This window comes from Catellatospora paridis, from assembly GCF_009720365.1.
In the GTDB taxonomy this organism is placed as follows: Bacteria; Actinomycetota; Actinomycetes; order Mycobacteriales; family Micromonosporaceae; genus Catellatospora; species Catellatospora paridis.
On sequence record NZ_ML769320.1, the window covers coordinates 184,001 to 209,275 of the forward strand.

19 protein-coding genes are annotated in these 25,275 nt (G+C 70.4%); 12 read left to right on the top strand and 7 right to left on the bottom strand.

Annotated elements, in window-relative coordinates; all coding sequences use genetic code 11:
• Positions 1-148: 148 nt before the first annotated feature.
• Positions 149-3,067, top strand: a complete 2,919-nt coding sequence (locus F9C41_RS23385) for a glycoside hydrolase family 48 protein (protein WP_196279912.1) — start codon at positions 149-151, stop codon at positions 3,065-3,067.
• A gap of 395 nt (positions 3,068-3,462) precedes the next feature.
• Here the strand turns inward: F9C41_RS23385 and F9C41_RS23390 are convergent, their stop codons facing one another.
• The 5 genes from F9C41_RS23390 to F9C41_RS23410 all read right to left on the bottom strand — a co-directional run bounded on the left by F9C41_RS23390 (position 3,463) and on the right by F9C41_RS23410 (position 8,424).
• Positions 3,463-4,026, bottom strand: coding sequence for a hypothetical protein (locus F9C41_RS23390; protein WP_155388966.1), 564 nt, complete (start codon positions 4,024-4,026; stop codon positions 3,463-3,465).
• Positions 4,027-4,029: 3 nt separating this feature from the next.
• Complete coding sequence (locus F9C41_RS23395) at positions 4,030-4,863, bottom strand: carbohydrate ABC transporter permease (protein ID WP_155388967.1); 834 nt, start codon at positions 4,861-4,863, stop codon at positions 4,030-4,032.
• Positions 4,863-5,846 (bottom strand): carbohydrate ABC transporter permease, encoded by a 984-nt coding sequence (locus F9C41_RS23400; protein ID WP_407924728.1) that lies wholly within the window; start codon positions 5,844-5,846, stop codon positions 4,863-4,865. The genes F9C41_RS23395 and F9C41_RS23400 overlap by 1 nt, the downstream gene beginning before the upstream one ends.
• Positions 5,847-6,004: 158 nt before the next feature.
• Positions 6,005-7,372: an ABC transporter substrate-binding protein gene (locus tag F9C41_RS23405; RefSeq protein ID WP_230689919.1), complete on the bottom strand. Its 1,368-nt coding sequence runs from the start codon at positions 7,370-7,372 to the stop codon at positions 6,005-6,007.
• A 5-nt stretch (positions 7,373-7,377) separates the two neighbouring features.
• Complete coding sequence (locus tag F9C41_RS23410) at positions 7,378-8,424, bottom strand: LacI family DNA-binding transcriptional regulator (RefSeq protein ID WP_155388968.1); 1,047 nt, start codon at positions 8,422-8,424, stop codon at positions 7,378-7,380.
• Between the two features lie 247 nt (positions 8,425-8,671).
• Here F9C41_RS23410 and F9C41_RS23415 point away from each other — a divergent pair, with 247 nt between their 5' ends.
• The 11 genes from F9C41_RS23415 to F9C41_RS23465 all read left to right on the top strand — a co-directional run bounded on the left by F9C41_RS23415 (position 8,672) and on the right by F9C41_RS23465 (position 23,826).
• Positions 8,672-9,985, top strand: coding sequence for a Gfo/Idh/MocA family protein (locus F9C41_RS23415; RefSeq protein WP_155388969.1), 1,314 nt, complete (start codon positions 8,672-8,674; stop codon positions 9,983-9,985).
• On the top strand, positions 9,976-11,448 hold the full coding sequence (gene uxaC / locus F9C41_RS23420; protein ID WP_155388970.1) for a glucuronate isomerase: 1,473 nt from the start codon (positions 9,976-9,978) through the stop codon (positions 11,446-11,448). The genes F9C41_RS23415 and uxaC overlap by 10 nt, the downstream gene beginning before the upstream one ends.
• Complete coding sequence (locus F9C41_RS23425) at positions 11,445-12,725, top strand: enolase C-terminal domain-like protein (protein WP_155388971.1); 1,281 nt, start codon at positions 11,445-11,447, stop codon at positions 12,723-12,725. The genes uxaC and F9C41_RS23425 overlap by 4 nt, the downstream gene beginning before the upstream one ends.
• A complete protein-coding gene (locus F9C41_RS23430) occupies positions 12,722-14,080 on the top strand; it encodes a mannitol dehydrogenase family protein (protein ID WP_230689921.1) in 1,359 nt (452 codons plus the stop codon). The genes F9C41_RS23425 and F9C41_RS23430 overlap by 4 nt, the downstream gene beginning before the upstream one ends.
• A gap of 22 nt (positions 14,081-14,102) precedes the next feature.
• The gene (locus F9C41_RS23435; protein ID WP_155388973.1) at positions 14,103-15,218 is read left to right on the top strand and encodes a Gfo/Idh/MocA family protein; all 1,116 of its coding nucleotides are present in this window, start codon (positions 14,103-14,105) and stop codon (positions 15,216-15,218) included.
• Positions 15,219-15,395: 177 nt separating this feature from the next.
• On the top strand, positions 15,396-16,754 hold the full coding sequence (locus F9C41_RS23440) for a pectate lyase family protein (protein ID WP_230689923.1): 1,359 nt from the start codon (positions 15,396-15,398) through the stop codon (positions 16,752-16,754).
• Between the two features lie 157 nt (positions 16,755-16,911).
• On the top strand, positions 16,912-18,558 hold the full coding sequence (locus F9C41_RS23445) for a pectate lyase family protein (RefSeq protein ID WP_230689925.1): 1,647 nt from the start codon (positions 16,912-16,914) through the stop codon (positions 18,556-18,558).
• A gap of 12 nt (positions 18,559-18,570) precedes the next feature.
• Positions 18,571-20,178: a pectate lyase family protein gene (locus F9C41_RS23450; protein ID WP_230689926.1), complete on the top strand. Its 1,608-nt coding sequence runs from the start codon at positions 18,571-18,573 to the stop codon at positions 20,176-20,178.
• A gap of 147 nt (positions 20,179-20,325) precedes the next feature.
• Positions 20,326-21,924, top strand: a complete 1,599-nt coding sequence (locus F9C41_RS41875) for a pectate lyase family protein (RefSeq protein WP_155388974.1) — start codon at positions 20,326-20,328, stop codon at positions 21,922-21,924.
• A 235-nt stretch (positions 21,925-22,159) separates the two neighbouring features.
• Positions 22,160-22,660 carry a SigE family RNA polymerase sigma factor gene (locus F9C41_RS23460; protein WP_155389039.1) on the top strand — a complete coding sequence of 167 codons (501 nt, stop codon included), beginning with the start codon at positions 22,160-22,162 and terminating at the stop codon, positions 22,658-22,660.
• Entirely contained in the window at positions 22,657-23,826 is a 1,170-nt protein-coding gene (locus F9C41_RS23465; RefSeq protein WP_155388975.1) for a hypothetical protein, read from the top strand. The genes F9C41_RS23460 and F9C41_RS23465 overlap by 4 nt, the downstream gene beginning before the upstream one ends.
• A gap of 147 nt (positions 23,827-23,973) precedes the next feature.
• Here the strand turns inward: F9C41_RS23465 and F9C41_RS23470 are convergent, their stop codons facing one another.
• Positions 23,974-24,456 carry a hypothetical protein gene (locus F9C41_RS23470; protein ID WP_155388976.1) on the bottom strand — a complete coding sequence of 161 codons (483 nt, stop codon included), beginning with the start codon at positions 24,454-24,456 and terminating at the stop codon, positions 23,974-23,976.
• A gap of 486 nt (positions 24,457-24,942) precedes the next feature.
• Positions 24,943-25,068, bottom strand: coding sequence for a hypothetical protein (locus F9C41_RS41885; RefSeq protein WP_269058961.1), 126 nt, complete (start codon positions 25,066-25,068; stop codon positions 24,943-24,945).
• Between the last annotated feature and the right edge of the window lie 207 nt (positions 25,069-25,275).

Sequence of the window (25,275 nt, forward strand, 5' to 3'; positions counted from 1 at the left end):
GCGACACGGCACGTCAGGGCACGGATGCGCCGAAGCGGCACCACCGTCCTCAGGGACGGTCCGCCACAGGTTTCCCGTCGGGACGTGGTCCCGGCACATTCGCGAGGAGTTCGTCTTGTTGTACCCACTGCGGCGTTCCCGCCCCAGTCTGCTGCGGCGCCTCGGCGCCGTCGCCACCGCGGCGCTCGTCGCCGGCGGCGGCCTGGTGGTGGCGGCGAGCCCGGCCCAGGCCGCAGTCGCCTGCGAGGTCGTCTACACCGCCAACCCCTGGACCGAGGCCCCCGGCTCGGGCGGCTTCACCGCCAACCTCACCCTGAAGAACCTCGGTGACCCGTGGACGAGCTGGACGCTCGGCTTCACGCTGCCCTCCGGGCAGACCGTCACCCTGCCCGGCTGGTCGGCGAACTTCACCGCCTCCGGCCAGAGCATCACCGCGACCAACCTCGGCTACAACGGCAACGTGCCGACGAACGGGTCCACCGGCATCGGCTTCAACGGCCGCTGGAGCGGCACGTACGCGTCGCCGACGTCGTTCACGATCAACGGCACCGCTTGCACCGGGGCCAACCCGGCGCCGACGGTGAGCATCACCGCCCCGGCCAACAACACCCACTACACCGCCCCGGCGTCGTTCACCGTCACGGCGACCGCGGCGGACACCTCGCCCGGCACCGTGTCGAAGGTGGAGTTCTACCGCGATGGGCTGCTGCTCGGCTCGGACACCGCGTCGCCGTACACCTGGGACGTCTCGGCGCTGCCGGTGGGCACGTACGTGTTCCAGGCGAAGGCGACCGACAACGGCGGCGCGACCGCCACGGCCAACACCACGGTCGTCGTGGACGCCTCCGTCGCGCCGAAGGTGCTGGTGAACGGGGCCGGCACGGCGGCGGTCAGCGTGCCCGAGGGCGGCACCAACACGTTCAAGGTCAAGCTGTCGGCCGCACCGTCGGCGAACCTGACCGTGGCCGTCGCCCGCACCGCCGGTGACACCGACGTGTCGGTCTCCACCGGTGCGACGCTGACGTTCAGCACCACCAACTGGGGCACCGAACAGACGGTCACCCTGGCGGCGGCGCAGGACGCGGACAACGCCTCCGGCTCGGCGACGGTCACCGCCAGCGCCACCGGGTACGACCCCGGCGTGGTCACCGCGACCGAGGCCGACGACGAGGTCAACGTCTACACGCAGCGCTTCATCGACCAGTACAACAAGATCAAGAACACGGCCAACGGGTACTTCTCACCCGAGGGCGTGCCGTACCACTCCATCGAGACGCTGATCGTCGAGGCGCCGGACTACGGCCACGAGACCACCAGCGAGGCGTTCTCCTACTGGCTGTGGCTGGAGGCCTACTACGGCCGGTTCACCCAGGACTGGACGAAGTTCAACCAGGCCTGGACGGTGATGGAGCAGTACATCATCCCGTCGGCCGCCGACCAGCCCAACGCGGGCGTCGCCGGCACCCCGCAGTACGCCGCCGAGCACCTCACCCCGGCCAACTACCCCTCGCAGCTCCAGCCCAGCGTCCCGGTCGGCACCGATCCGCTGCGCAGCGAGCTGACCAGCACCTACGGCAACGGCAGCATCTACGGCATGCACTGGCTGCTCGACGTCGACAACAAGTACGGCTTCGGCCGGTGCGGCAACGGGACCACGCGCCCGGCGTACATCAACACCTTCCAGCGGGGCCCGCAGGAGTCGGTGTGGGAGACCATCCCGCAGCCGAGCTGCGACAACCTCAACAACGGCGGCCCCAACGGCTACCTGGACCTGTTCGTCAAGGAGTCCAGCGCGCCCGCGGCGCAGTGGAAGTACACCAACGCCCCCGATGCCGACGCCCGCGCCATCGAGGCGGCCTACTGGGCGCTGACCTGGGCAACCGAGCAGGGCAAGCAGTCGCAGATCGCGTCGACCCTCACCAAGGCCGCGAAGATGGGCGACTACCTGCGCTACGCCATGTTCGACAAGTACTTCAAGAAGATCGGCAACTGCGTCGGCGCGACCACCTGCGCCGCGGGCACCGGCCGTGACTCGATGCACTACCTGATGTCCTGGTACTACGCCTGGGGCGGCGGTCTCACGTCGGCCTGGTCGTGGCGCATCGGCTCCAGCTTCAACCACTTCGGCTACCAGAACCCGATGGCGGCGTACGCCCTGGCCAACGTCAACGAGCTGAAGCCGCAGTCGCCGACCGCGAACGCGGACTGGACCAACAGCTTCAACCGGCAGCTGGAGTTCTACCAGTGGCTGCAGTCGGCCGAGGGCGGCATCGCCGGCGGCGCGACCAACAGCTGGGCCGGCTCGTACGCCACGCCGCCCGCGAACACGCCGACGTTCTACGGCATGTTCTACGACGAGAAGCCGGTCTACCACGACCCGCCGTCGAACCAGTGGTTCGGCATGCAGGTCTGGTCGATGGGCCGCATCGCCGAGCTGTACTACGCCACCGGCAACGCCAAGGCCAAGGCGCTGCTCGACAAGTGGGTGCCGTGGGCCGTCGCCAACACCACGGTCAGCGGCACGAATTTCGCCGTCCCGTCCGAGCTGGGCTGGTCCGGCGCGCCCGCGACCTGGAACCCGTCGAGCCCGGCCGGCAACACCGGCCTGCACGTCACGGTGACCAGCACCGGCCAGGACGTCGGCGTCGCCGCGTCGCTGGCCCGCACGCTGCTGTTCTACGCCGCCAAGTCCGGCAACGCCGCGGCGAAGACCACCGGCAAGGGCATCATCGACGCGCTGTACGCCAGGGCCGAGAGCAAGGGCGTCTCGACGACGGAGACCCGCGGGGACTACTCGCGGTTCGACGACACCTACAACGCCACCACCGGGCAGGGCATCTTCGTCCCGTCCGGCTGGACCGGCGACATGCCCAACGGCGACATCATCACCGCGGGCAAGACGTTCCTCGACATCCGGTCCTGGTACAAGCAGGACCCGGACTGGTCGAAGGTGCAGGCCCACCTCGACGGCGGCCCCGCGCCGAGCTTCAACTACCACCGGTTCTGGGCCCAGAGCGACGTGGCGATGGCCTTCGCCGACTTCGCCGCCCTGTTCCCCAACGGCTGACCCCGGTCAGCTCCGCACGACCCGGCGGGCGTCCCTGTGAAGGGGGCGCCCGCCGCCTCGCTGGTCCGCCTCGTCTGCGGCATATGTCGCTTACTGGATCATCCCGGCACGGCAGCGCTGGTGCGGACTGGAACCGGCTTGCCGCGAGGCGGCTGGAGACACTTCCAAGATCTGTTTTTGTGGACGATAGCGGCCCCTATAGGGGCGCCCAGCGTCCACAAAAACAGATCTTGAAGCGGGTCCCCGGGCCGCGGCCGCGGTGACCAAGTCATGGAACCAGCGTCGCTGCAGGGTCAGGGAAAATGCAGGTATGCCGGCCGGATTCATGCAGTTTCCCCGAAACGGCCGAAGTGGCCGACGGCCGAAGTGGCCGATGTGGCGGCGGGCGGCTGGCGTCAGGGGACGCGGCGGGCGATGGCGTGGAGGGCGAACAGGACGTAGCCGACCAGCAGGGGGGCGGTGATCGGGAGGATCGAGCCCAGCAGGAAGGCGATGCCGATGACGCCGGCACAGGTCACGATCAGCGCGGGCCGGGTCACCGCGGTGCGCAGGGCGCGGCGGTAGGTGTGCCCCCGGCCCAGGACGGGGATCGTCAGCGCGACCAGGCCGATCAGCGCGACCGCCGCTACCGCCGTGACGCCCAGCAGCACCTCGCCGCCGGGGACCAGGCCCCCGCGCAGCCAGTAGATGTTCAGAGCGACCAGCAGCGCCGCGGCCAGCACGGTCAGGGTGGCCAGCAGGCCGGGGAGCAGGCGGCGGCCGAAGGTGCGGAGCAGGTCGCGGGGGCCGGGCCAGCGGCCGTCGGTGAAGCGCAGGTGCACGGCCTCCGCGCCGACGGCGACGGCGGCGCCGGTCGTCACGACCGGCACCGCCGCGACGGTCACCAGGATGCCGACCAGGGCGAGGTCGGTGGCGTCACGCAGGGTGTCGCGCCAGTCCGTGGTGGTCGTCGCCGTCATCTTTCAGCCCTTCAGTCCGCTGGTGTTGATGCCCTGGACCAGGAAGCGCTGGAAGCCCAGGAAGAACAAGAACACCGGAAGCAGGGACAGTACCGACATGGCCAGCATCGGGCCGATCGAGGTCTGGCCGCTGGAGTCGATGAACAGCCGCAGCGCCACCGGCACGGTGTAGCTGGGCACGCTGGGCAGGTAGACCAGCTGGGTGAAGAAGTCGTTCCAGGTCCAGATGAAGGAGAAGATCGCCGTCGTGATCAGGGCCGGTCGCGACAGCGGGAGGATGACGTGCCAGAACGTGCGGTATGGGTCGCAACCGTCGATCTTGGCGGCGTCGTCGAGCTCGCGGGGGATGCCCCGCATGAACTGGACCATGAGGAAGATGAAGAAGGCCTCCGTGGCCAGCAGCTTGGGCAGGATCAGCGGCAGCGGGGTGTCGATCCAGCCGAACTCGCTGAACAGCACGTACTGCGGCACGATCAGCACGTGCCCGGGCAGCAGCAACGTCGCGATCATGAGCGCGAAGTAGCCCTTGCGGCCCCAGAACCGCAACCGCGCGAAGGCGTACGCGGTGACCAGGCAGGACGCCGCGTTCGCCACCACCGTGGCGAGCGAGATCAGGATGCTGTTCCCGAAGAAGCGGCCGAAGTTGACGCCGGGGATGTAGCTCCAGCCGTCGGAGTAGTTCGACCAGGTCACCTCCTCGGGCCAGATGGAGAGGTTGCTGGTCACCTCGGTGGGCGACTTCAGCGACGAGCCCAGCACCCAGATCAGGGGGTAGAGCACGATCGCCAGCACGCCGAGTAGGGCCAGCACCCGCACCCAGCCACGTACGCGGGCCATCAGTTCTCTCCGTCCGAGTAGTGCACCCAGAACTTGCCGGTGCTGAAGAAGATGATGGTGATCAGGCCGATCGCCCCCAGGAAGATCCAGGCCAGCGCCGAGGCGTAGCCCATCTGGAAGTCGGTGAAGGCCTTGTCGTAGATGTGCAGCGTGTAGAGCTTCGTGGCGCCCAGCGGGCCGCCGGTGCCGTTGCTGATGACGAACGCCGAGGTGAAGCCCTGGAAGCCGTTGATCGTCTCCAGCAGCAGGTTGAAGAAGATGACCGGCGACAGCATCGGCAGCGTGATGTGGAAGAACTGCCGGCGCTTGCTGGCCCCGTCGACCTGCGCGGCCTCGTAGAGCTCGGTGGGCACCTGCTTGAGGCCGGCCAGGAAGATGACCATCGGTGCGCCGAACTGCCACACCGTGAGCACCATCAGGGTGGCCAGGGCCCAGTCCGGATCGTTGATCCAGTTGTTGCCCTCGATGCCGAACAGGCTCAGGCCGGCGTTGAACGCGCCTTCGCGGTTGAACATGGCGACCCAGACCAGAGCCAGCGCCACCGAGCCGCCGAGCAGCGACGGCAGGTAGAACATGCTCCGGAACAGGCCGACGCCGCGGCGTTCCCGGTTGAGCAGCAGGGCCACGCCCAGCGAAGCGGCCAGCTTGAGCGGGATCGCGATCAGGCCGAAGGTGAGCGTGACGCGCACCGACTGCCAGAAGGTCGGATCAAGGGTGAAGATCTTCTCGTAGTTGTCGAAACCCACCCACTCCACGAACTCCCAGCTCGACAGGACGTCGTAGTTGGTGAAGCTCAGGTAGAGCGAGAGCAGCATCGGGAACGCGGTGATCGCCATCAGGCCGATCAGCCACGGAGAGAGGAAGACATAGCCCGCCAGGCCCTCGGAGCGGCGGGCGGCGTAGTTCTTGCGCCGGCCGCGCGCCGGCGGCGGCGCTGACGCCGGAACCGGGAGGGCCGGACGGGAGGCCGTGGTGAGTGCCACGCGCGGTCCCCTTCCAGGAAACGAGATCGATGTGCTGCGGAAATGGAGCGGGCCCGGCCCCGGCCCGGGATCGGCCGGGCCGGGCCCGCGTCCGCTGGTGGATGGTCCCGGCAGCCCGCCTGTACCGCGGGCCGCCGGGGAGTCCCACCAGCGTCAGGTCACGCCAGAGCGGCGGTGGCCTCGGAGAAGAACTGCTTGGCCGCGGCCGCGGGGGTCTGCTTGCCGTACGACACCGTCTCGGCAATGTCGCGCAGCGTGTTGCGCAGGCCGCTGTGGCCCTTCGGCGGCGGCGCGGGGGCCGGGCCGAACTTCGGCGTGATCTCGTTCTCGAAGGCGACGGTGTCCTTCATCTTCTGGTCGGTCAGCCCGTCGGAGACCGACTTGCGCACGTCGAGGTTGTTCGGCAGGCCCCGGTCCACGCCCAGGATCTTGCCGGCCTCCACGTCGTTGACCAGGAAGTTGATGATGTCGGCCACCACGTCGGGAGCCTTGGTGGTACGCGAGGCAGCCCAGTACGTGGACGCGCGCGCCCACTGGCCCTTCGGGTCGCCCGGGTAGGCCGTCATACCGAGGTCGTTCTTGGTGGCCTTCTGCATCTCGGAGAGCTGGTTGGACCACATGAACGACACGGCGGCCTTCTTGGTGACCACCAGCTGGGTGGCGACGCTGCCGGTGACCGCCTCGTGGCAGACGTCGGCGGGCGGGGTCGCGCCCTTGGCCCGGGCGTCCACCCACAGCTGGAACCACGCGACCAGGTCGGCCTCGGTGAAGGCCAGCTTGGGGCCGTCGTAGAACTCCTTGCCCTGGGCGCGCAGCCACAGCCAGAACGCCTTGTAGTCCGAGCTCGGGTCCATCAGGCCCCAGTACTTGCCGCCGGCCTTGGTGGTGACACCGGCCGCCCAGGTGATCGTCTGCTCGTACGTCCAGCCGATCTGCGGCACCTCGATGCCCAGCTCGGTCAGCTTCGTCTTGTCGTAGATGATCGCCGGGGTGTTCTCGCCGGTGGCGATGGCCACCTGCTTGCCGCCGAGCTGCCCGTACTTGGTGAGGCTCTCGGGGTGCTTCGACACGTCGATCTTCTTGTTCGCCGTGTACTTGGACAGGTCCAGGGTGACGTTGCGGCCGGCGTACTCGGCCAGGCCGTTGTCGTCGATCTGGAAGATGTCCGGCGCGTTGCCACCGGCGGCGATGGTGGCGAGCTTGTCGTAGTAGCCGGTGAAGGCCTGCCAGGTCGGCGTGATCGTGACGTTGGGGTGCTTGGCCGTGTAGAGCTTCAGCGCTTCCTCGGTCAGCTTGGCGCGGGCCTCGCCGCCCCACCAGAAGAAGGAGACGGTGTACTTGGCGTTCGGGTCGACCGCCGCGGGCTCCTCCTCGCCGCCACAGGCGGCCAGCAGGCCGGCGGCGGGGACGGCAATGGCCGTTCCGGCGAGCATGCGCAGCAGGTGGCGGCGATTCCAACCGCCCGCCGGCAGGCTACCGTTGTGCTGCGTCGGCTCGTCGGCCGGCGCGGGTGTCGCTGGGTGCATAGCTTTCACTCCCTGCTCTCGGAAGCGACACCGTCAAAGGGCGGTTGCTGCCGCCTGCCCGGGCCCGCAGTGCGATGCGGGCCCGGGCCTGACGAGTCGCGGATGACCAACTCGGTCTGAAGCGTTACCAGTGCCGTGGTGCGGCGGTCGTCGCCATGCTGAAGCAGCATGTCGACGGCCGCCCGTCCGGCGGCCGCCGTGGGGGTGGCCACCGTCGTCAACATGGGGCGGGTGCGGCGGCTCAGCGCGGTGTCGTCTATTCCGACGACACTGATCTGATCCGGCACCTTGACCCCGCGGTGGTCGAGAGCGTCGATCAGGCCGACGGCCATGAGGTCGTTGTACGCGAGCACGGCGCTGACGCCCGCCCGCAGCACCGCCTCGGCCTGTGCCGACCCGCTCTCCTCGGTGGGCGCGTTGGGCCCGAGGACCACCAGCTCGGCCCCGGCGGTGCGGGCGGCGAGGGTGGCCGCGCGGCGGATCTCCCGGTTCGTCCAGGACCCGCGCGGGCCGCCCAGCAGGGCGATCTCGCGGTGGCCGAGGCCGACCAGGTGTTCCATCGCGAGCCGGGCGCCCTGCGCGACGTCCATCACGACCGCGGGCAGGCCGGGAACCGGCCTGTTGACCACGACCAGCGGGACCTCGCGGGACAGCTGCTCGATCTGGGTGTTGCTCATGCGGGGGCTGCACAGCAGCACCCCGTCCACCTGCTTGGCCAGTGCGAGCACCAGCTCCTCCTCGACACCGGGGTCCTCATTGGTGTCGGCGACGAAGACGTGGTAGTCGCGGCCGCGGGCATGACTTTCCGCCGCCTTGATCAGCGGCGGGAAGAACGGGTTGGCGATGTCCGCCACGATCAGCCCGATGTTGTGCGTGCGCCCGGTGATCAGCGCGCGGGCGGCCCGGTTGGGCCGGTATCCCAGCACTTCCGCCGCGGCGAGCACGTGGGCCCGGGTCTCGGCGTTCACCAGTTGCGGTGCGCTGAACGCGCGGGACACGGTGGAGACGTGCACGCCACTGGCCTTGGCGACATCGCGGATAGTGGCCGGCACCTGCACTCCTTTGTGTACACGCGATCCTGTGTTGGCTATCACGGTGGTGACCCATTAATGCAAACGGTTGCGACGGTGTCAACGGCTGAAGATGTCGATCTGGTTTCGGCAGTGGACCTTGACGGTGTCAGCACTGGGAAATAACAGGACAATCAAGGCGGATTCCGGGGCAACCATTGACGCGATCGGAGCGTGATGGTTAGTTCTGCTGCAAACGTTTGTAGTCGCATGAGGCCCAGGAGGCCGGATGACCACGCGGTACGCGATCGTGGGGACCGGGGCTCGAGCGCAGATGTTCGCCCAAGCCCTGAACAAGCACGGCGAGCTTGTCGCACTAGCCGACGTCAACCCCGCTCGGATCGCCGCCCAGCAGCGCCGCCTGCAGGCGGCGGGCGCCCCGCCCGCCGTGGCCTACGACGCCGGCGACGTGCCGGCGATGCTGGCCAAGGAACGCGTCGACACCCTGGTGGTGTGCAGCGTCGACGCCACGCACGACGAGTACATCGTCGCCGCGCTGGACGCCGGGTGCTCGGTGGTGACGGAGAAGCCGATGACCGTGGACGTGCCGAAGTGCCGGCGCATCCTGGAGGCGGTGCGGCGCAACGACGGCAAGGTCGGGGTCGCCTTCAACTACCGCTTCCACCCGGTGCACGAGCAGGTCCGCACGCTGCTGGCCGAGGGCGCGATCGGCGAGATCGGCTCGGTGCACTTCGAGTGGCTGCTCGACGTGCGCCACGGCGCGGACTACTTCCGCCGCTGGCACCGCGACCGGGCCAACTCCGGCGGCCTGCTGGTGCACAAGGCGACGCACCACTTCGACCTGGTCAACTGGTGGCTGAACAGCACGCCGGTGCGGGTCACCGCCGAGGGCCGGCTGTTCCTGTACGGCGAGAACGGCGCCCGCCACGGCTACGCCCGCGACTACGCCCGCGCCCACGGCGCACCGGCCGCGGCCGGTGACCCGTTCGCGCTGCACCTGGCCGACAACCCGAACCTGGCCGAGCTGTACCTCGACGCGGAGTCCCACGACGGGTATCACCGCGACGTGAACGTGTTCGCGCCCGGCACCGACATCGAGGACGACATGGCGGTGTTGGTCCGCTACGCCAGCGGCGCGACCATGTCGTACCACCTCACCGCGTACGCGCCCTGGGAGGGTTACCGGATCGCCTTCAACGGCAGCCGGGGCCGCCTCGAACTCGACATCGTCGAGTCCGACCACGTCGCGCCCGGGGTGGCCGGCGCGGTCAAGGGCCACTCGGCCGCGCTGCACGGCGTGGAGGCGGCCGCCGAGAGCGGCAGCGTCTCGCTGCGGCTGCGCCGGTACTGGGAGAAGCCGGTCGACGTGCCGGTGGCGGCGTACGACCGGCAGGGCCACGGCGGTGCGGACGTACGCATGACCGGGGTGCTCTTCGGCGGCGACGCCGACCCGCTGCAACGGTCCGCGACGGCGCTCGACGGCGCGCGCTCGCTGCTGACCGGCCTGGCCGCGAACGCGTCGATCGCCTCCGGGCGCAGCGTGGACGTGGCGGAACTGCTCGACATCTCGGAATGGGAGTGACGGACGTGGACGACCTGCTGTTCCCGGCGGAGGCGCGCACCCGGGCGATCGCCCGGGAGCTCTACACGCACGCGCGGAACCTGCCGCTGATCAGCCCGCACGGCCACGTCGACCCCGGCATCCTGGCCGAGGACGCGCCGTTCCCGGACCCGGCCCGGCTCATCATCGTGCCCGACCACTACGTGACCCGCATGCTGCTCAGTCAGGGCGTGACGCCCGACCGGCTGGGCGTGCCGCGGGTCGACGGCGGCCCGGTGGAGACCGACCCGCGGGCGATCTGGCGCACCTTCGCCCAGCACTGGCACCTGTTCCGGGGCACGCCGTCGCGGCTGTGGCTGGAGCAGACCTTCAAGACCGTGTTCGACATCGAGACCCCGTTCGGGCCGTTGACCGCCGACCGGGTGTACGACGAGCTGGCCGCGCGCCTGGAGCAGCCGGAATACCGGCCGCGGGCGCTGTTCGGCAAGTTCAACCTGGAGGTGCTGGCCACCACCGAGTCGCCGCTGGACGACCTGTCCCGCCACGCCAAGCTGGCCGCGGACGGGTGGGGTGGCCCCGGCGGGCGCGTGATCACCACGTTCCGCCCGGATGACCTGGTCGACATGGACTGGCCCGACTGGGCCGCCCGGGTGGTCCGGCTCGGTGAGATCACCGGCCTCGACACCAGCACCTACGACGGTTACCTCGCCGCACTGCGGCAGCGGCGGCTCGACTTCATCGCGGCGGGCGCGACCTGCTCCGACCACGGGCACCCGACCGCGGCGACCGGCGAGCTGGCCCCCGTGGACGCGCAGGCCCTGTTCGAGCGGGTGCTGCGGGACGGCCTGGCCGTGACGCCCGACGGCACGCCGGTGACCTCCGGCCCGGCGGCCACGCCGGCCGAGGCCGAGGCGTTCCGGGCGCACATGCTGATGCAGTTCGCCCGGATGTCGCTGGACGACGGCCTGGTCATGCAGCTGCACCCGGGCTCGTCGCGCAACCACAACGCGGCGCTGTTCCGCACGCACGGGCGTGACGTCGGCGGGGACATCCCGGTGGCCACCGAGTACACCAACGCGCTGCGGCCGCTGCTGGACGAGTTCGGGCACGACCCGCGGTTCCGGGTCGTCGTCTACACGTTGGACGAGTACACCTTCACCCGCGAGCTGGCCCCGCTGGCCGGCGGCTACCCGGCGATGTTCGTCGGCGCGCCGTGGTGGTTCCTCGACGCGCCGGAGGCACTGCGCCGCTGGCGGGAGGGGGTCACCGAGACCGCGGGCTTCTACAACACCGCCGGGTTCGTCGACGACACCCGCGCGTACTGCTCCATCCCGGTGCGCCACGACGTGGCCCGCCGGGTCGACGCGGGCTTCCTCGCGCGCCTGGTCGCCGAGCACCGCCTCGGCCTCGACGAGGCCGCGGAGACCATCGCCGACCTGGCTTACCACCTGCCCAAGAAGATCTTCCGAGTAGGACAGTCATGAAAATCATCGACGCCAAGGTGCACGACGTACGCTTCCCGACCGCCGCCGCGGGCGACGGCTCGGACGCGATCAACCGCGGGGACTACAGCGCCGCGTACGTCGAGCTGCACACCGAGTCCGGCCTGTTCGGCGCGGGCTTCACCTTCACCAACGGCCGCGGCAACGAGATCGCCTGCGCGGCGATCGAGGCCCTGTCGCACCACGTCGTCGGCCGCACGCTGGAGGAGATCTTCGCCGACCCGGTGACGTTCTGGCGCTCGCTGAGCGCCGACGTGCAGCTGCGCTGGCTGGGCCCGGAGAAGGGCGTCATCCACATGGCGACCGGTGCGCTGGTCAACGCGGTGTGGGACCTGCGGGCCAAGGCCGAGGGCAAGCCGATGTGGCGGCTGCTGGCCGAGATGCCGGCCGAGGAGCTGGTGGCCAGCGTCGACTTCCACCACATCACCGACGCGATCACCCCGGCCGAGGCGCTGGAGCTGCTGCGCCAGGACGAGGGCTACGCCGAGCGGCTGGCCGTGCTGGAGCGGGACGGGTTCCCGTCGTACACCACCTCGGTGGGCTGGCTGGGCTACCCGGACGAGCAGGTGCGCGAGCTGACCCGGGCGGCGTACGCGCAGGGCTGGCGGGCGATGAAGATGAAGGTCGGCGGCCCGATCGAGGACGACATCCGCCGGGCGAGGCTGATCCGTGAGGAGATCGGCCCGGACGCGTTGCTGATGATGGACGCGAACCAGGTCTGGGACGTCGACGAGGCGATCGCCAACATGGCGGTGCTGGCCGAGGTCGACCCGTACTGGATCGAGGAGCCCACGCACGCCGACGACGTGCTCGGGCACGCGGCCGTGGCCCGGTCGGTGCGGCCGATCCGCGTCGCCACCGGTGAGGTCGCCGCGAACCGGGTCATCTTCAAACAGCTCATGCAGGCCGACGCGATCCAAGTGTGCCAGATCGACGCGTGCCGGGTCGGCGGCGTCAACGAGGTGCTGTCGATCCTGCTGATGGCCGCGAAGTTCGGCGTGCCGGTGTGCCCGCACGCGGGCGGCGTCGGGCTCTGCGAGTACGTGCAGCACTTGTCGATCTTCGACTACCTGCGGCTCGGGCGCTCGCTCGACGGCCGGATGGTGGAGTACGTCGCGCACCTGCACGAGCACTTCGAGGACCCGATCAACGTGGTCGGCGGCCGCTACCAGCTGCCCACCCAGCCGGGTTACTCGGTGACGCTCAAGCCGGAGTCGATCGCGCAGTACTCGTTCCCGGACGGCCCGGTATGGCGATGACGGTCCCCACGACCCGGCTCGGCCGGGCGAGCCTGTCGCGGCTGCCCGCCGACAGCCGCCCGGCCGTGCGGCCCGGCGAGGCCCGCAGCGGCGTGCTGCACCTGGGACTGGGCGCGTTCCACCGCGCCCACCAGGCCGTCTACATCGAGGCGGCGATGGCCGCGCGCGGTGGCGACTGGGGCATCGTGGGGGTCGCGCCGCGCTCGCGGGACGTGCTGGAGGCGCTGCGCGCGCAGGACCACCTCTACAGCGTGGTGACGCTCGACGCGTCGGCCGAACGCACCCGGGTGCTGGGCGCGCTCAACGGCACGGTGCACGCCGCGAGCGATCCCGCGGCCGTGGTCGCGCTGCTGGCCGACCCGGCGATCCGGGTGGTGACGCTGACCGTGACGGAGAAGGCGTACGCGCCGGACGCGGCCGTGGCGCGGCTGCTGGTGGAGGGGCTGGTCGCCCGCGCCCACGCGGACACCGGCCCGATCACCCTGCTCAGCTGTGACAACCTGCCGTCGAACGGTGTCGTGCTGGGCAAGCTGCTGGCCGGGATGATCCCCGCCGCGCAGCGCGACTGGTTCCAGACCTCGGTGCGCTGCCCGTCGAGCATGGTGGACCGGATCGTGCCGGCCACCACGGCGGGCACGCTGGCCACCGCTGAGCGCTGCCTGGGGGCCCGTGACCTGGCCGCGGTCGCCGGGGAGCCGTTCAGCCAGTGGGTCATCGAGGACGACTTCGCCGGCGCGCACCCCGACTGGGCGGCGGCGGGCGCGGTGCTCACCGACGACGTCACGCCGTGGGAGCACCTCAAGCTGCGCGCGCTCAACGGCGTACACAGTGCCCTGGCCTATCTGGGCGCGCTGGCCGGTTGCGACAGCATCGCCGACGCGCTGGCCCTGCCGGGCATGGCCGACCTGCTGCGCCGGTACGTCGCCACCGAGGTCACGGCCTCGATGACGCCGCCGGACGGGGTCACCGTCCCGGGTTACGGTGAGGCGGCGCTGGAGCGCTTCGCCAACGCGCGGCTCGGGCACCGCTGCCTGCAGGTGGCCATGGACGGCACGCAGAAGCTGCCGCAGCGGGTGCTGTCGGTGCTCAACACCGTCGCCGAACCGGCTCTGGCCACGCTGATCGTGGCCGCCTGGGCGAGGTTCGCCGAGGGCACGGGCGACGCCGGGCAGGCGCTGCCGCTGGACGACCCGCGGGCCGCCGAGGTCCGCGCGGACCTGAGCACCGAGGCCCTGTTCGGCCCCGGCGGCGTGCTCGAGGTGCCGGATCCGGCCCATCGCCGCATGATCGAGGCATGGCGCACCGCACTGGCCACACATGGCGCAGCGGACCTGGTCCGGACGGCGGTGCGGTGACAGTGGCGCGAAGGAGGACGGCATGACGGTCACATCGGTGGCGCTGATCGGCGCGAACGGGCACGGGCTGCACCACCGGCAGAACCTGGTGGAACCCGCCGAGCGGGGGCTGGTCCGGCTGGCCGGGCTCGCCGATCCGCAGCCGGTGGTGGACCCGCCCGACGGGGTGCCCGTCTACACCGATCACGCGGCCATGCTGGCCGAGGTCAAGCCCGAGGTGGTCATCGTGTGCACACCGCCGCACACGCACCTGGCGCTGACCCGCGACGCGCTGCGCGCGGGTGCGGACGTGTTGCTGGAGAAGCCGCCCGTGCTCGACCGGGCGGAGCACGACGCGCTGCTGGCCGAGCAGGACGCCACCGGCCGGGTGGTGCAGGTCGGCTTCCAGTCGCTGGCCTCGCCGGCCCTGGTGAAGCTGCGCGCGGCGGTCGCCGCTGGCGAGCTCGGCACCGTGCGTCAGATCTCGGTGCTGGGCTGCTGGCGGCGCGACGACGCGTACTGGTCGCGTTCGCCCTGGTCCGGGCGGCGCACCGTCAACGGCCGGCCGTCGCTGGACGGCGCGCTGGCCAACCCGTTCGCGCACGCCGTGATGCAGACGCTGGCGGTGCTGGACGCGCCGGTGCTCCGGGTCGAGATCGACTGGCTGCGGGTGCGCCCGATCGAGGTCGAGGACACCGCCACGCTGCGCATCACGCTGGCGGACGGCGCGCGGGTGCTCGTCGCGGTGACGCTGGCGGGGGAGGAACACGTCGACGGCGAGCTCACCGTGTACGGCGACCGCGGCGTCGCCGAGCTGGCCTTCCGCGAGGACCTGCTGCGGCTGCCCGCCGACCAGGCGGCCGTGCTGGTCGAGGGGCGGGAGTCGTTGCTGGAGAACCTGCTGGCGCACCGCGCGACGGGGGCCCCGCTGCTGTCCGGGCTCGCCCGCACCGCCTCGTTCACCACCGTCATCGAGCAGTTGCGGGTGGCCCCACCGCCCTATCAGGTCGCTCCGCAGGCGCTGGCGGTAGACGACGGGCACCGGACACTGGTCGGGGTCAACACGGTATTGCGCCGTTGCGCCGCGGAGGGGGCGCTGATGAACGAGCTTTCCACGCCTTGGGGTGCAAACGGTCCGGACGTGACTGCAAACGGCTGAACAAGCGCGGCAAGACCCTTTTGAATAGCCGCTGCATCCAGCTCTTTCAAGGGCTGGAGCAGGGGTTACTGTGCATTAATCACTGCAACAAAGCTGCTATTTCAATCCATTGACTTCACTGTTGGCGCTTCTTATGTTCCTGATGAGGTAACACATCGGATACATATGGAGAGCGCGATGCGAATGCGAGACAGTGTGGTCGGTCGCCGCCGGATCCGGCGGGCAGCCGCCGGATCCGCCCTCGGCGTCCTGTTGCTGCTGACGGGCGCGTCGCCCGCGGTGGCGACCGGCGACCCCAGCGGCCCCGGCTGGTGGGCCCAGCAGCTCGCCCGGCAGCCGCTCGCGGCCAACGACGGCTGGGCCGCCGCCGGCGCCGGCACGACGGGCGGCTCCGCCGCCGACGACGCCCACGTGTTCGTGGCACGCAACCGGGACGAGCTGGCCGCGGCACTGACCGGTGCCGAGCCGAAGATCGTCTTCGTCGAGGGTGTCGTCGACGGCCTGAAGACCGCCGACGGCGCGGCGCTGACCTGTGCGGACCTCGCCGACCCGGGTTACACGCTGGAGAGCTACCTCGCCGCGTACGACCCGGCCGTCTGGGGCCGCGCCACGGACCCGAGCGGCCCGATCGAGCAGGCCCGGGTCCGCTCGGTGGCCAACCAGCGGGCCCGCACCGAGCTGAAGGTCGGCCCGAACACCACGGTCCTCGGGTTGGGCAACGCCACGCTGCGCCACCTCACCCTGATGATCGACGGTGGCAACAACGTGATCGTCCGCAACCTCAACTTCGAGGACGCCGCGGACTGCTTCCCGCGCTGGCGGCCCACCGACGGCGCCGAGGGCAACTGGAACTCCGAGTACGACCTGGTCTCGGTGCGCCGCTCGACGAACGTGTGGATCGACCACAACACCTTCAGCGACGGCGACAATCCCGACTCGAACCAGCCGGTGTACTTCGGCCGTCCCTGGCAGGTGCACGACGGCGCGTGCGACATCACGCACACCTCGGACCTGGTCACCGTGTCGGCGAACGTGTTCACCCACCACGACAAGACCATGCTCATCGGCTCCTCGGACACGGTCGGCCCGGACGTCGGCAAGCTGCGGACCACCTTGCGGCACAACGTGTTCGACGGGGTCGGCCAGCGCGCGCCGCGGGTGCGGTTCGGCCAGGTCGACGTGTACAACAACACCTTCCGCGTCGCCGAGTTCTACGACTACAGCGTCGGCCTGGGCATCCAGTCCGCGGTGTACCTGGAGAACAACCACTTCACGCTGACCGACGGCATCACCGCCGACCGGGTGCTGAAGGACTGGAAGGGCACCGCCGTCACCGAGCGCGGCAGCTTCGGCCGGGTCGGCACCGGCCGCCCGGGGCCGCTGAACCTGCTGGCGGCGTACAACACGGCCAACGACCCGGACTTCGGCGCCGACGCCGGCTGGACGCCCACGCTGCGCGCGTACCAGCCGCTGCCCGGCTGGGCGGTGCCGCTGGCCACCCTGCTCTCCGGTGCCGGAAGGCTCGGCGCCCGCTGACCCGGTGTCCGGCGGTCGGCCCCTGCCCGGCCGCCGGACACCGCCGCCGCGGTGGCAAGGTCCGCCGACGGCAACAGAGCTCCCGCACCCTGGTGGCGCCCTCCGGCACACCCGTGCCGGACCACCGGGTGCGGTTCCTCCCAAGGAGGTACCGCTCATGTCCATCTCCATGCGCGCGGCTCCACGGCGTCGCAGACTGGCCGCGGCGTTGGGCGCGGGCTTCACAGCCCTCGTCGTGGCGCTCGGGGCAACCTGGTTCGGCGGGACCGCGTACGCGGCGACGCTGTTCTCGGACGATTTCGAAGACGGCAACTCCACCGGCTGGTCCAAGTCCGGTGGCAGCTGGTCGGTGACGGCCGACGGCAGTCAGGTCTACCGGCAGACCAGCACCGGGGCAGACGCCAAGGCGCAGGCCGGCTCGACCTGGACCGGCCAGTCGGTCTCGGCCCGGGTCAAGCCGATCGCGTTCGGCAACTCCTCGCGCTCGGTCGGCGTGGCCGCCCGGTTGCAGAGCCTGTCCAACTACTACTCGCTGGTGCTGACCGGTTCCGGCACGGCGCAGCTGCGCCGGGTCTCCGGCGGCGGAGTCACCACGCTGGCCACCGCCACCGTCGCAGTGACGCCCGGCACCTGGTACACGCTGCGGCTCGACGCGTTCGGCTCGGCGCTGACCGGTTACGTCAACGGCACGCAGGTGGCCTCGGCCACCGACGCCACCTTCGGCTCCGGCAAGATCGGCCTGATGGCGTCGTACGCCAGCGTCGCGTTCGACGACGTGGCGGTGTCCGACACGGCCGGGCCGGGCACGCCCACCCCCTCGGGTTCGCAGCAGCCTCCGTCACCGTCGCCGAGCGGCTCACCGCCGCCGCCCGGCACCTGCAACACCGGCGGCACCCCGGTCGGCTTCGCGGCCGTGAACGCCTGGGGCCGCAACGGCACCACCGGCGGCGCGGGCGGCGCGACCGTCGAGGTCGACACCGCCGCCGAGCTGATCGCGGCGATCGCGCAGACCGGCCCGCTCAACATCTGCGTCATGGGACTGATCACGGTCCCGGCGGGCATGTACAACGTCAGCTCACACAAGTCGATCATCGGTGTCGGTGCGAACTCCGGCATCTCCGGCGGCGGCTTCAACATCGGCCTGACCATCGACGACGCGATCACGTCCCCGCCCGCGAACGCGGTGCAGAACGTGATCATCCGCAACATGGTGTTCCGCAACGCCAGCGACGACTCGATCAACGTCCAGATGTTCTCGCACCACATCTGGCTCGACCACAACGACCTCGCCCAGGGTTACGACGGTCTGATCGACGTCAAGCGCGGCTCGTCGTACGTGACCATCTCGTGGAACCACACCCACCACCATGCCAAGAACATGCTGCTGGGCCGCGACGACGCCGACGACCTGCAGGACACCGGCCGGTTGAAGGTCAGCTACCACCACAACTGGTTCGACGAGACCCCGCAGCGCAACCCGCGCGTGCGCTACGGCGAGCCGGTGCACATCTACAACAACTACTACTTCCACAACACCGACGTCGGCGTGGCCTGCCAGACCGACGCCGGCTGCGTGGTCGAGGGCAACTACTTCGAGAGCGTCGAGGAGCCGATCTCGAACAGCTACGCAGGTCCGGGCGGTCGCTGCGTGGCGCGCAACAACATCTACACCGGCAACGAGCCCGGCGCCCCCGACTGCTCCGGCACCGTCGAGGAGCCCAGCGCCTACTACGGCTACGTGCTGGACAATCCTGCCGACGTCAAGGCCATCGTGATGGCCGGCGCCGGTGTCGGAAAGATCTGAGGAGGATCTTCCATGCGACACGCGTACAGCCCGGGCGCGCACCGCGCCAGGCGAGCCGGTCTGGTGACCGCCGCCGCCACCGCAGCATTGGCCGTCGTGATGACGATGCTGCTGAACCTGACCGGCGGCGTCGCCATGGCCGCCACGCTGTTCTCCGACAACTTCAACAGCGGATCGGCCACCGGCTGGTCCAAGTCCGGCGGCGACTGGTCCGTGGTCACCGACGGCACCGGCACGTTCCAGCAGGGCAAGGTCGACAGTGAACTGGCCCGCCAGTTCGCGGGCAGCACCTCGTGGACCAACTACACCGTGACCGCGCGGGTGAAGCCGACCGGCTTCTCCGGCTCCGGCCGCTACGCCGCGCTCGGCGCGCGGTCCACCGGGTCCTCGACCCGCTACCAGCTGGCCCTGCTCAACTCCGGGCGGGCCGAACTGCAGGTGGTCAACGGCAGCAGCGTCACCGTCATCGGCGGCGTGAACCTGACCGTGAGCACCGGCACCTGGTACACCCTGCAGCTCACGGCCAGCGGATCCACGCTGACCGGCTGGGTCAACGGTGCACAGGTCGCCTCGGGCACGAACACCGCGTTCGGCGCGGGGCGGATCGTGCTGGTGACGTCGTACGCCACGGCCCGGTTCGACGACGTCGTGGTCTCCGACGCGGCAGGCCCGGCCCCGACCACCGGCGGTCCGCAGCCGTCGGCGTCGGCGTCACCGCGGCCCCCGTCCCCCTCCCCGTCCGTGCCCAGCAGCCCGCAGCCGCCGGTCACCGGGCTGGTCGGCTGGGCGACGGTCTCCGGCACCACCACCGGTGGCGCGGGAGGCAGCACGGTCAACGTGACCAGTGCGTCCCAGTTCCTCAGCGAGATCAACTCGTCGGGCGCGAAGACCATCACGTTCTCCGGCTCGTTCTCGCTCAGCGGCATGAACAGGGTCGCCTCGAACAAGACGATCCTGGGGGTCGGCTCGAACGCGACCCTGGTCGGCGGCGGCCTGACGCTGAGCAACGTCTCCAACGTCATCATCCGGAACATCAACTTCCGGGACTGGGACGACGACGCGATCAACGTGGAGACCAGCTCGCACCACGTGTGGATCGACCACAACAGCCTGACCAACGGCTACGACGGCGCGATCGACATCAAGCGCGGCTCGGACTACATCACGGTCTCCTGGAACCGGATCTACGGCCACGACAAGAGCATGCTGCTCGGCCACAGTGACGACAACGGCAGCCAGGACATCGGCCACCTGCGCGTCACGTACCACCACAACTGGTTCGACGGCTCCGGCACCCGCCACCCGCGCGTGCGCTTCGGCAACCCGGTGCACGTCTACAACAACTACTACAACGGCAACGAGTACGGCGTCGCCTCCACCTGCGGCGCGGGTGTGCTCGTCGAGGGCAACTACTTCGAGAACGTCGACGAGCCGACCGCGGTCGGCTACGCGGACTCTCCCGTGGGCGCCATCGTCCAGCGCAACAACTACTTCGTCGGCTCCGGCAGCCCCGCCAGCGGCGGGGGCTCCGTCAACAGCATCCCCTACTCCTACACCCTCCAAACGGCGTCCTCGATCAAGTCGATCGTGACCGGCGGCGCCGGCGCCGGCCGCATCTGATGAAAGGAAGGGCACCTTCACAACGCTCCGCGTTGTAGAAGGTGCCCTTCCCATCTCCGCACCGCACCGCACCTGACCTGCCCGCCGGCGACCCGCGAACGCGGACTGCCGCGGCCACCCCGATCTCGCACGTGATCCGGAGGAGAGATGACGATCCCGCACCGCCGGCGCACCGCACTCCTCGCCGGCACCATCGCCGCCGCCCTCGCCCTGGCGGTCGGCCTCACCACCGCCGCGTCCGCGGCCACCCTGTTCAGCGACGACTTCGAGGACGGCAACGCCACCGGCTGGAGCAGCTCGGGCGGCAGCTGGTCGGTCGTCGTCGACGGCTCGCGCGCCTACCGGCAGAGCAGCACCAGCGCCGACGCGAAGTCCCTGTCCGGCACCGCCTCCTGGACCGACTACACGGTCTCGGCCCGGGTCAAGCCCATCGCCTTCGGCAACAGCACCCGCGCGGCCGGTATCGCCGCCCGCGCGTCGAGCACATCCAGCTTCTACTCGCTCGTGCTGGTCGGCGCGGGCCGCGCCGAGCTGCGCCGCACCAGCGGCGGTGGGGTGACGGTGCTGGCCCAGGCGGCCACCACGGTCGTGCCGGGCACCTGGCACACCCTCGCCCTGCAGCTCACCGGCAGCACGCTGCGCGGGTCCGTCAACGGCGTGCAACTGGTGTCGGCCACCGACGGCACGTTCCCCACGGGCCGGATCGGGCTGATCGGCTCATATGCCAGCGCCGCCTTCGACGACGTGCAGGTCGTCACCGGCAGCGGCCCCGATCCATCGGCACCGGCCTCACCGTCGACACCCGCTTCACCGCCGGCCTCGCCGAGCCCGAGCACCAGCCCGCCGCCCCCGCCTCCGCCGGGCCAGGCCGACGGCTACGCCTCGGTGAACTCCCTCGGCCAGAACGGCACGTACGGCGGCGCGGGCGGGCAGACCGTCACCGTCACCAGCGCGGCGCAACTGGCCGACTACGCGGGACGGGCGGAGCCGTACACCATCATGGTCTCCGGACGGATCTCCGTCAGCGGCATGATCACCGTAGTGGCGAACAAGAGCATCATCGGCGTCGGCACGACAGCCGAGATCACCGGTGGTGGGCTGCAGATGGGCTCGACCACCCGGCCCGGCAACAACGTCATCGTCCGGAACATCACCTTCCGCGACGCGTCCGACGACTCGGTCAGCGTGCACAACGCCTCGCACCACGTCTGGATCGACCACAACGAGTTCTGGCCGGGCTTCGACGGCTCCGTCGACGTGAAGCGGCAGTCGAACTTCGTCACCGTGTCCTGGAACGTGTTCCACGGCACCGACAAGTCCATGCTGCTCGGGCACTCGGACACGTTCCCCGACGACATCGGGCACCTGAAGGTGACCTACCACCACAACCTGTTCGACGGCTCGAACCAGCGGCATCCGCGGGTGCGGTTCGGCGAGCCGGTGCACGTGTACAACAACTACTACCGCAACGTCGGCCTGTACGGCGTCGCGTCCACGGAGAACGCGGGCGTGGTCGTGGAGGGCAACTACTTCGAGAACGTGGCGTTCCCGTGCCACTCGACGAACGGGTACGCCGACAGCGCCCCGGGCCGCCTGGTCCAGCGCGCGAACGCGTTCGTGAACTCGGGGGCCTGCGAGGCCGGCGGGAGCGTGACGGAGCCGGGGAGCTTCTACTCGTACACCCTGCAGAGCGCCACGGCCGTGCCTGCCGCGGTGACCGCGGGAGCGGGGGTCGGCAGGATCTGAGCAAGCACGACAGTGGGCGGGCGCCGTGGCGGCGTCCGCCCACTGTCGTATCCGCCGACCGACCGTGCCCAGGCACCGGACTGCCTCCCGTCCGGCCTGACCTGATCTGGAGCCGCCTGGTGGGGTGCCGGTCACCGTCCTGTACGCAAGCCCGGCCCGGGGGCGTGCAACATCTGGGGTCCGGGCCGCGTGCATTCAGGTCGACCGGTTCATCTACGGGGAGGACCTGCCGATGATCACATTCGAGGAGTACGTCCGATTACGCGGCGCGCGTCTGGTCGGCCTGGCGCGGCTGCTCGTCCACGACCGCCACCTGGCCGAGGACCTCGTGCAAGAGGTGCTTGGCCGAGCCTTTGCCCGTTGGAACAAGATCGTCAAGTTCGGTGAGCCCGACGCGTACGTGCGCCGGATGCTCGTCAACGCGCACATCAGCCGGCAGCGCCGCCGCTCGTCGAGCGAACTCGCGGTCGGCGACGTCGCCGACCGCGCCGACCGCACGGATGTCGGCGCTGCGGCAGCCGACCGCGACGCCGCCTGGCGGCTGCTGGCCGAGCTGCCGCCCAAGCAGCGCGCCACCCTGGTGCTGCGCTACTACGAGGACCTCGACGACGCCGCCATCGCCGAGATCCTGGACTGCGCGCCGAGCACCGTCCGCACCCAGGCGATGCGCGCCCTCGCCACCCTCCGCCGGCACCTGGACGTGCCGGCGGCCCTTGCCCGAGGAGGAGACCGGTGAACACCGACATCGACGAGACGATCCGCGCCGCGCTGCACGAACGTGCCGATGGCGACGTGCACTTGGAAGGCCTGCTCGCCGGCGCCACCCGGCTGGGCAAACGCCGGCGTCGGATCCATCACGCCCTGGTCGCCGGCGGGACCGCCGTGGCGGTGCTGGCTGTCGGCGGCGTGCTGTCGGCGGTGCCGTGGGGCACCGCGGCGGCTCCTGGCGTGGACACCGCGACGCAGCCGAGTGCGGCGACCACTGGACCGTCCACACCGTCGCGCGGTGGATCGGTGAGCCCACTGCCGGCTCTGCCGAGCGAAGCGGCCGCCGTGGGCGCGTTCCGGCCGCCGTACGTCGCCGCCGCGAAGCCGCTGGGCCAGGGCGGACGGGTCGGCACCGGGCAGCTGCTGTACCTGGACGCCGCCGACCCGGCGGCGGTCAGGATGACGTGGTCGACCGGGCAGCGGCACGAGTCGCTGACGGTGGTCCGGGTGAGCGACGCGGCGGCGTTCAGCCGGTACGAGGTGCTGGCGGCGGACACGGAGCAGGGCCTGGTGGCCGCCCGACGCGGCGAGCCGCTGCCACCGCCCGTGTCCACCGAGCCGGTGACCTTCGACGGCAGGCCGGCGACGCTGCGGCTGAGCGACCGGGTGGCGGGCCGGCAGTCGTACGGTTCGCTGACCTGGCAGCCCGCGCCGGGCACCTGGGTGCAGGTCGTCCTGCACGTCGACGACCAGCCGCAGACCGAGCGGTCCGAGGTGCTGGCGACGGCGGGCCTGGTGCGCTTCGACCGGGTGCGCCGCTGCGTGGTGGGGTTCCGGCTGGCCTGGACGCCGCCGGGCACCCGGATGACGGACTGCTCCTTCGAGGCGGTGGGCCGCCCGGGGCGGGTCGCCACGTACAGCGGTGCGCGGCTGGCCACCGGCGGCGCGTGGTGGTGGGTGAACACCCACAACCGTGCGGACCTCGACACCTCCGGCCCGTTCGTGGAGATCGACGGTCGCCGGATCCAGTCGGCCAAGAACGCGGCCGGGTACGCGTACAGCGGCACGCAGGCGGCGTCGTTGAGCCCCGGCACGCCCTCGATCAGCCAGGGCGACGCCAACCGGGTGATGGGCCACTTCGCCCCGATCACCGGTGACTTCCCCCAGGCCTGGGTCCAGGACCCGCTGCGCTGACCGATGCCTGCCCGCGGGCGGTGAACCGTTAAGAAGGGCACCTTCTGCAACGCATAACGTTGTGAAGGTGCCCTTCCTTTCTCAGCTGCCGGTGCAGGTGGAGCCGTTGAGTTGAAGGCGGGCGGCTCCGGCACCTGGCGAACGCGCTCAGTGTTCCCAGGGCAGCTCGCGTGGCCGGCGGGACCAGCGCGGACTGAGCTGCTCGGACTCGAAACGGGAGGTCCAGCGCCGCCGCTCCGCGCCGCCGTCGAAGGCGGTCGCCGCGTCGAACCTGCGGTCGAGCGCGCCCAGCAGCGAACCCAGCTCCCCGTCGGCGAGTTCCGGGTGGGCCTCCAGGATCAGTCCGAGCGAGTCGCGGCTGGCCAGGTCGTTGAAGTAGAGGTCGATCAGGTAGCCGTCGTCGAGGCGGTCCTGCTCCAGGCGGCCGATCAGGTGTTCCCAGAGCCGGAATCTGCTGCAGACCGAGTACTTCGGTTCGCGCAGCACGGCGGCGAACCGGGGTGACATACCCGCGCGTTCGCGCTCCAGGCGCTCGGCGTCGATCCGCTCGATCGACGTACGCTCCGCCGGGGTGAGCCGCGTCCAGGCGGCTTCCGTCGCGGGGGCGTCGTCGGCCCAGTTCACAGCCATATGTCGGCCCGTTCACTCGTTGAGCTGCTGCAGATAGTAGGCGTAACCGTTGTCGGGCTGCATGAACGTGCCGTTACGGATTCCATAGTCGGATATCAGTAGTCCCGGCCTTTCGGGCGGGAAGGTCCGTCACGGTGTCACCGTTGCGCGGGTGCGTTTCGGTGTCCTGAGTACGGTCTCTCGCTTCTGTCCGCTGGCGCGGGATTGCGCCACCTGCCCGCCCACCCGGCCGCTTGCGCGGTCGGGTGGTGGTGCGGGTCTTCTGGTCGGCTCCACGAGGTTTCGACGCTTGCGCGTCCTGGTCTCCGGCCACTCCGGTACCAGTCGTCACGGCCGCTGCGAGGGCGGCCAAATTTCGTGCTGCGTTGGCGTCGCGGTCCATCACCAGCGGGCAGACGTCGCAGTCGAAGGCTCGGACGTGCAGCGCAAGCTTGGCTTTCGTCGCGCACGCCTGCACTACAAAACCGGGCTGCACTTGGAACTTCTTCACGCGACGCAGTCCCCGCGGTGGACGACCCGCGTGCCGTGATCGAACGAACCGACAGCCGCCCCGCGCAGGGTGCCACCATCGAGATTAGTCAGCAGCCAGCGCGCCCACTGCGCAAGCTTCACCGAGCCACCATACAAGTCCATGTTCGACCACGTCCGACCATAGAATCCGGAGCAGTTTGAGCCCCCTGTGCGCGCCGGCATGGCGCTTCGTCAGCCTAACGCTCGGCACTTCAGCTGGCGCAGTCTAATCAGGAGGCAAAGGGTCGAGGAGGGGGGGGGGGGACACCCCGGCGCGGGGGGGGGGGGGGGCGCCCAGCGGGAGAGCAA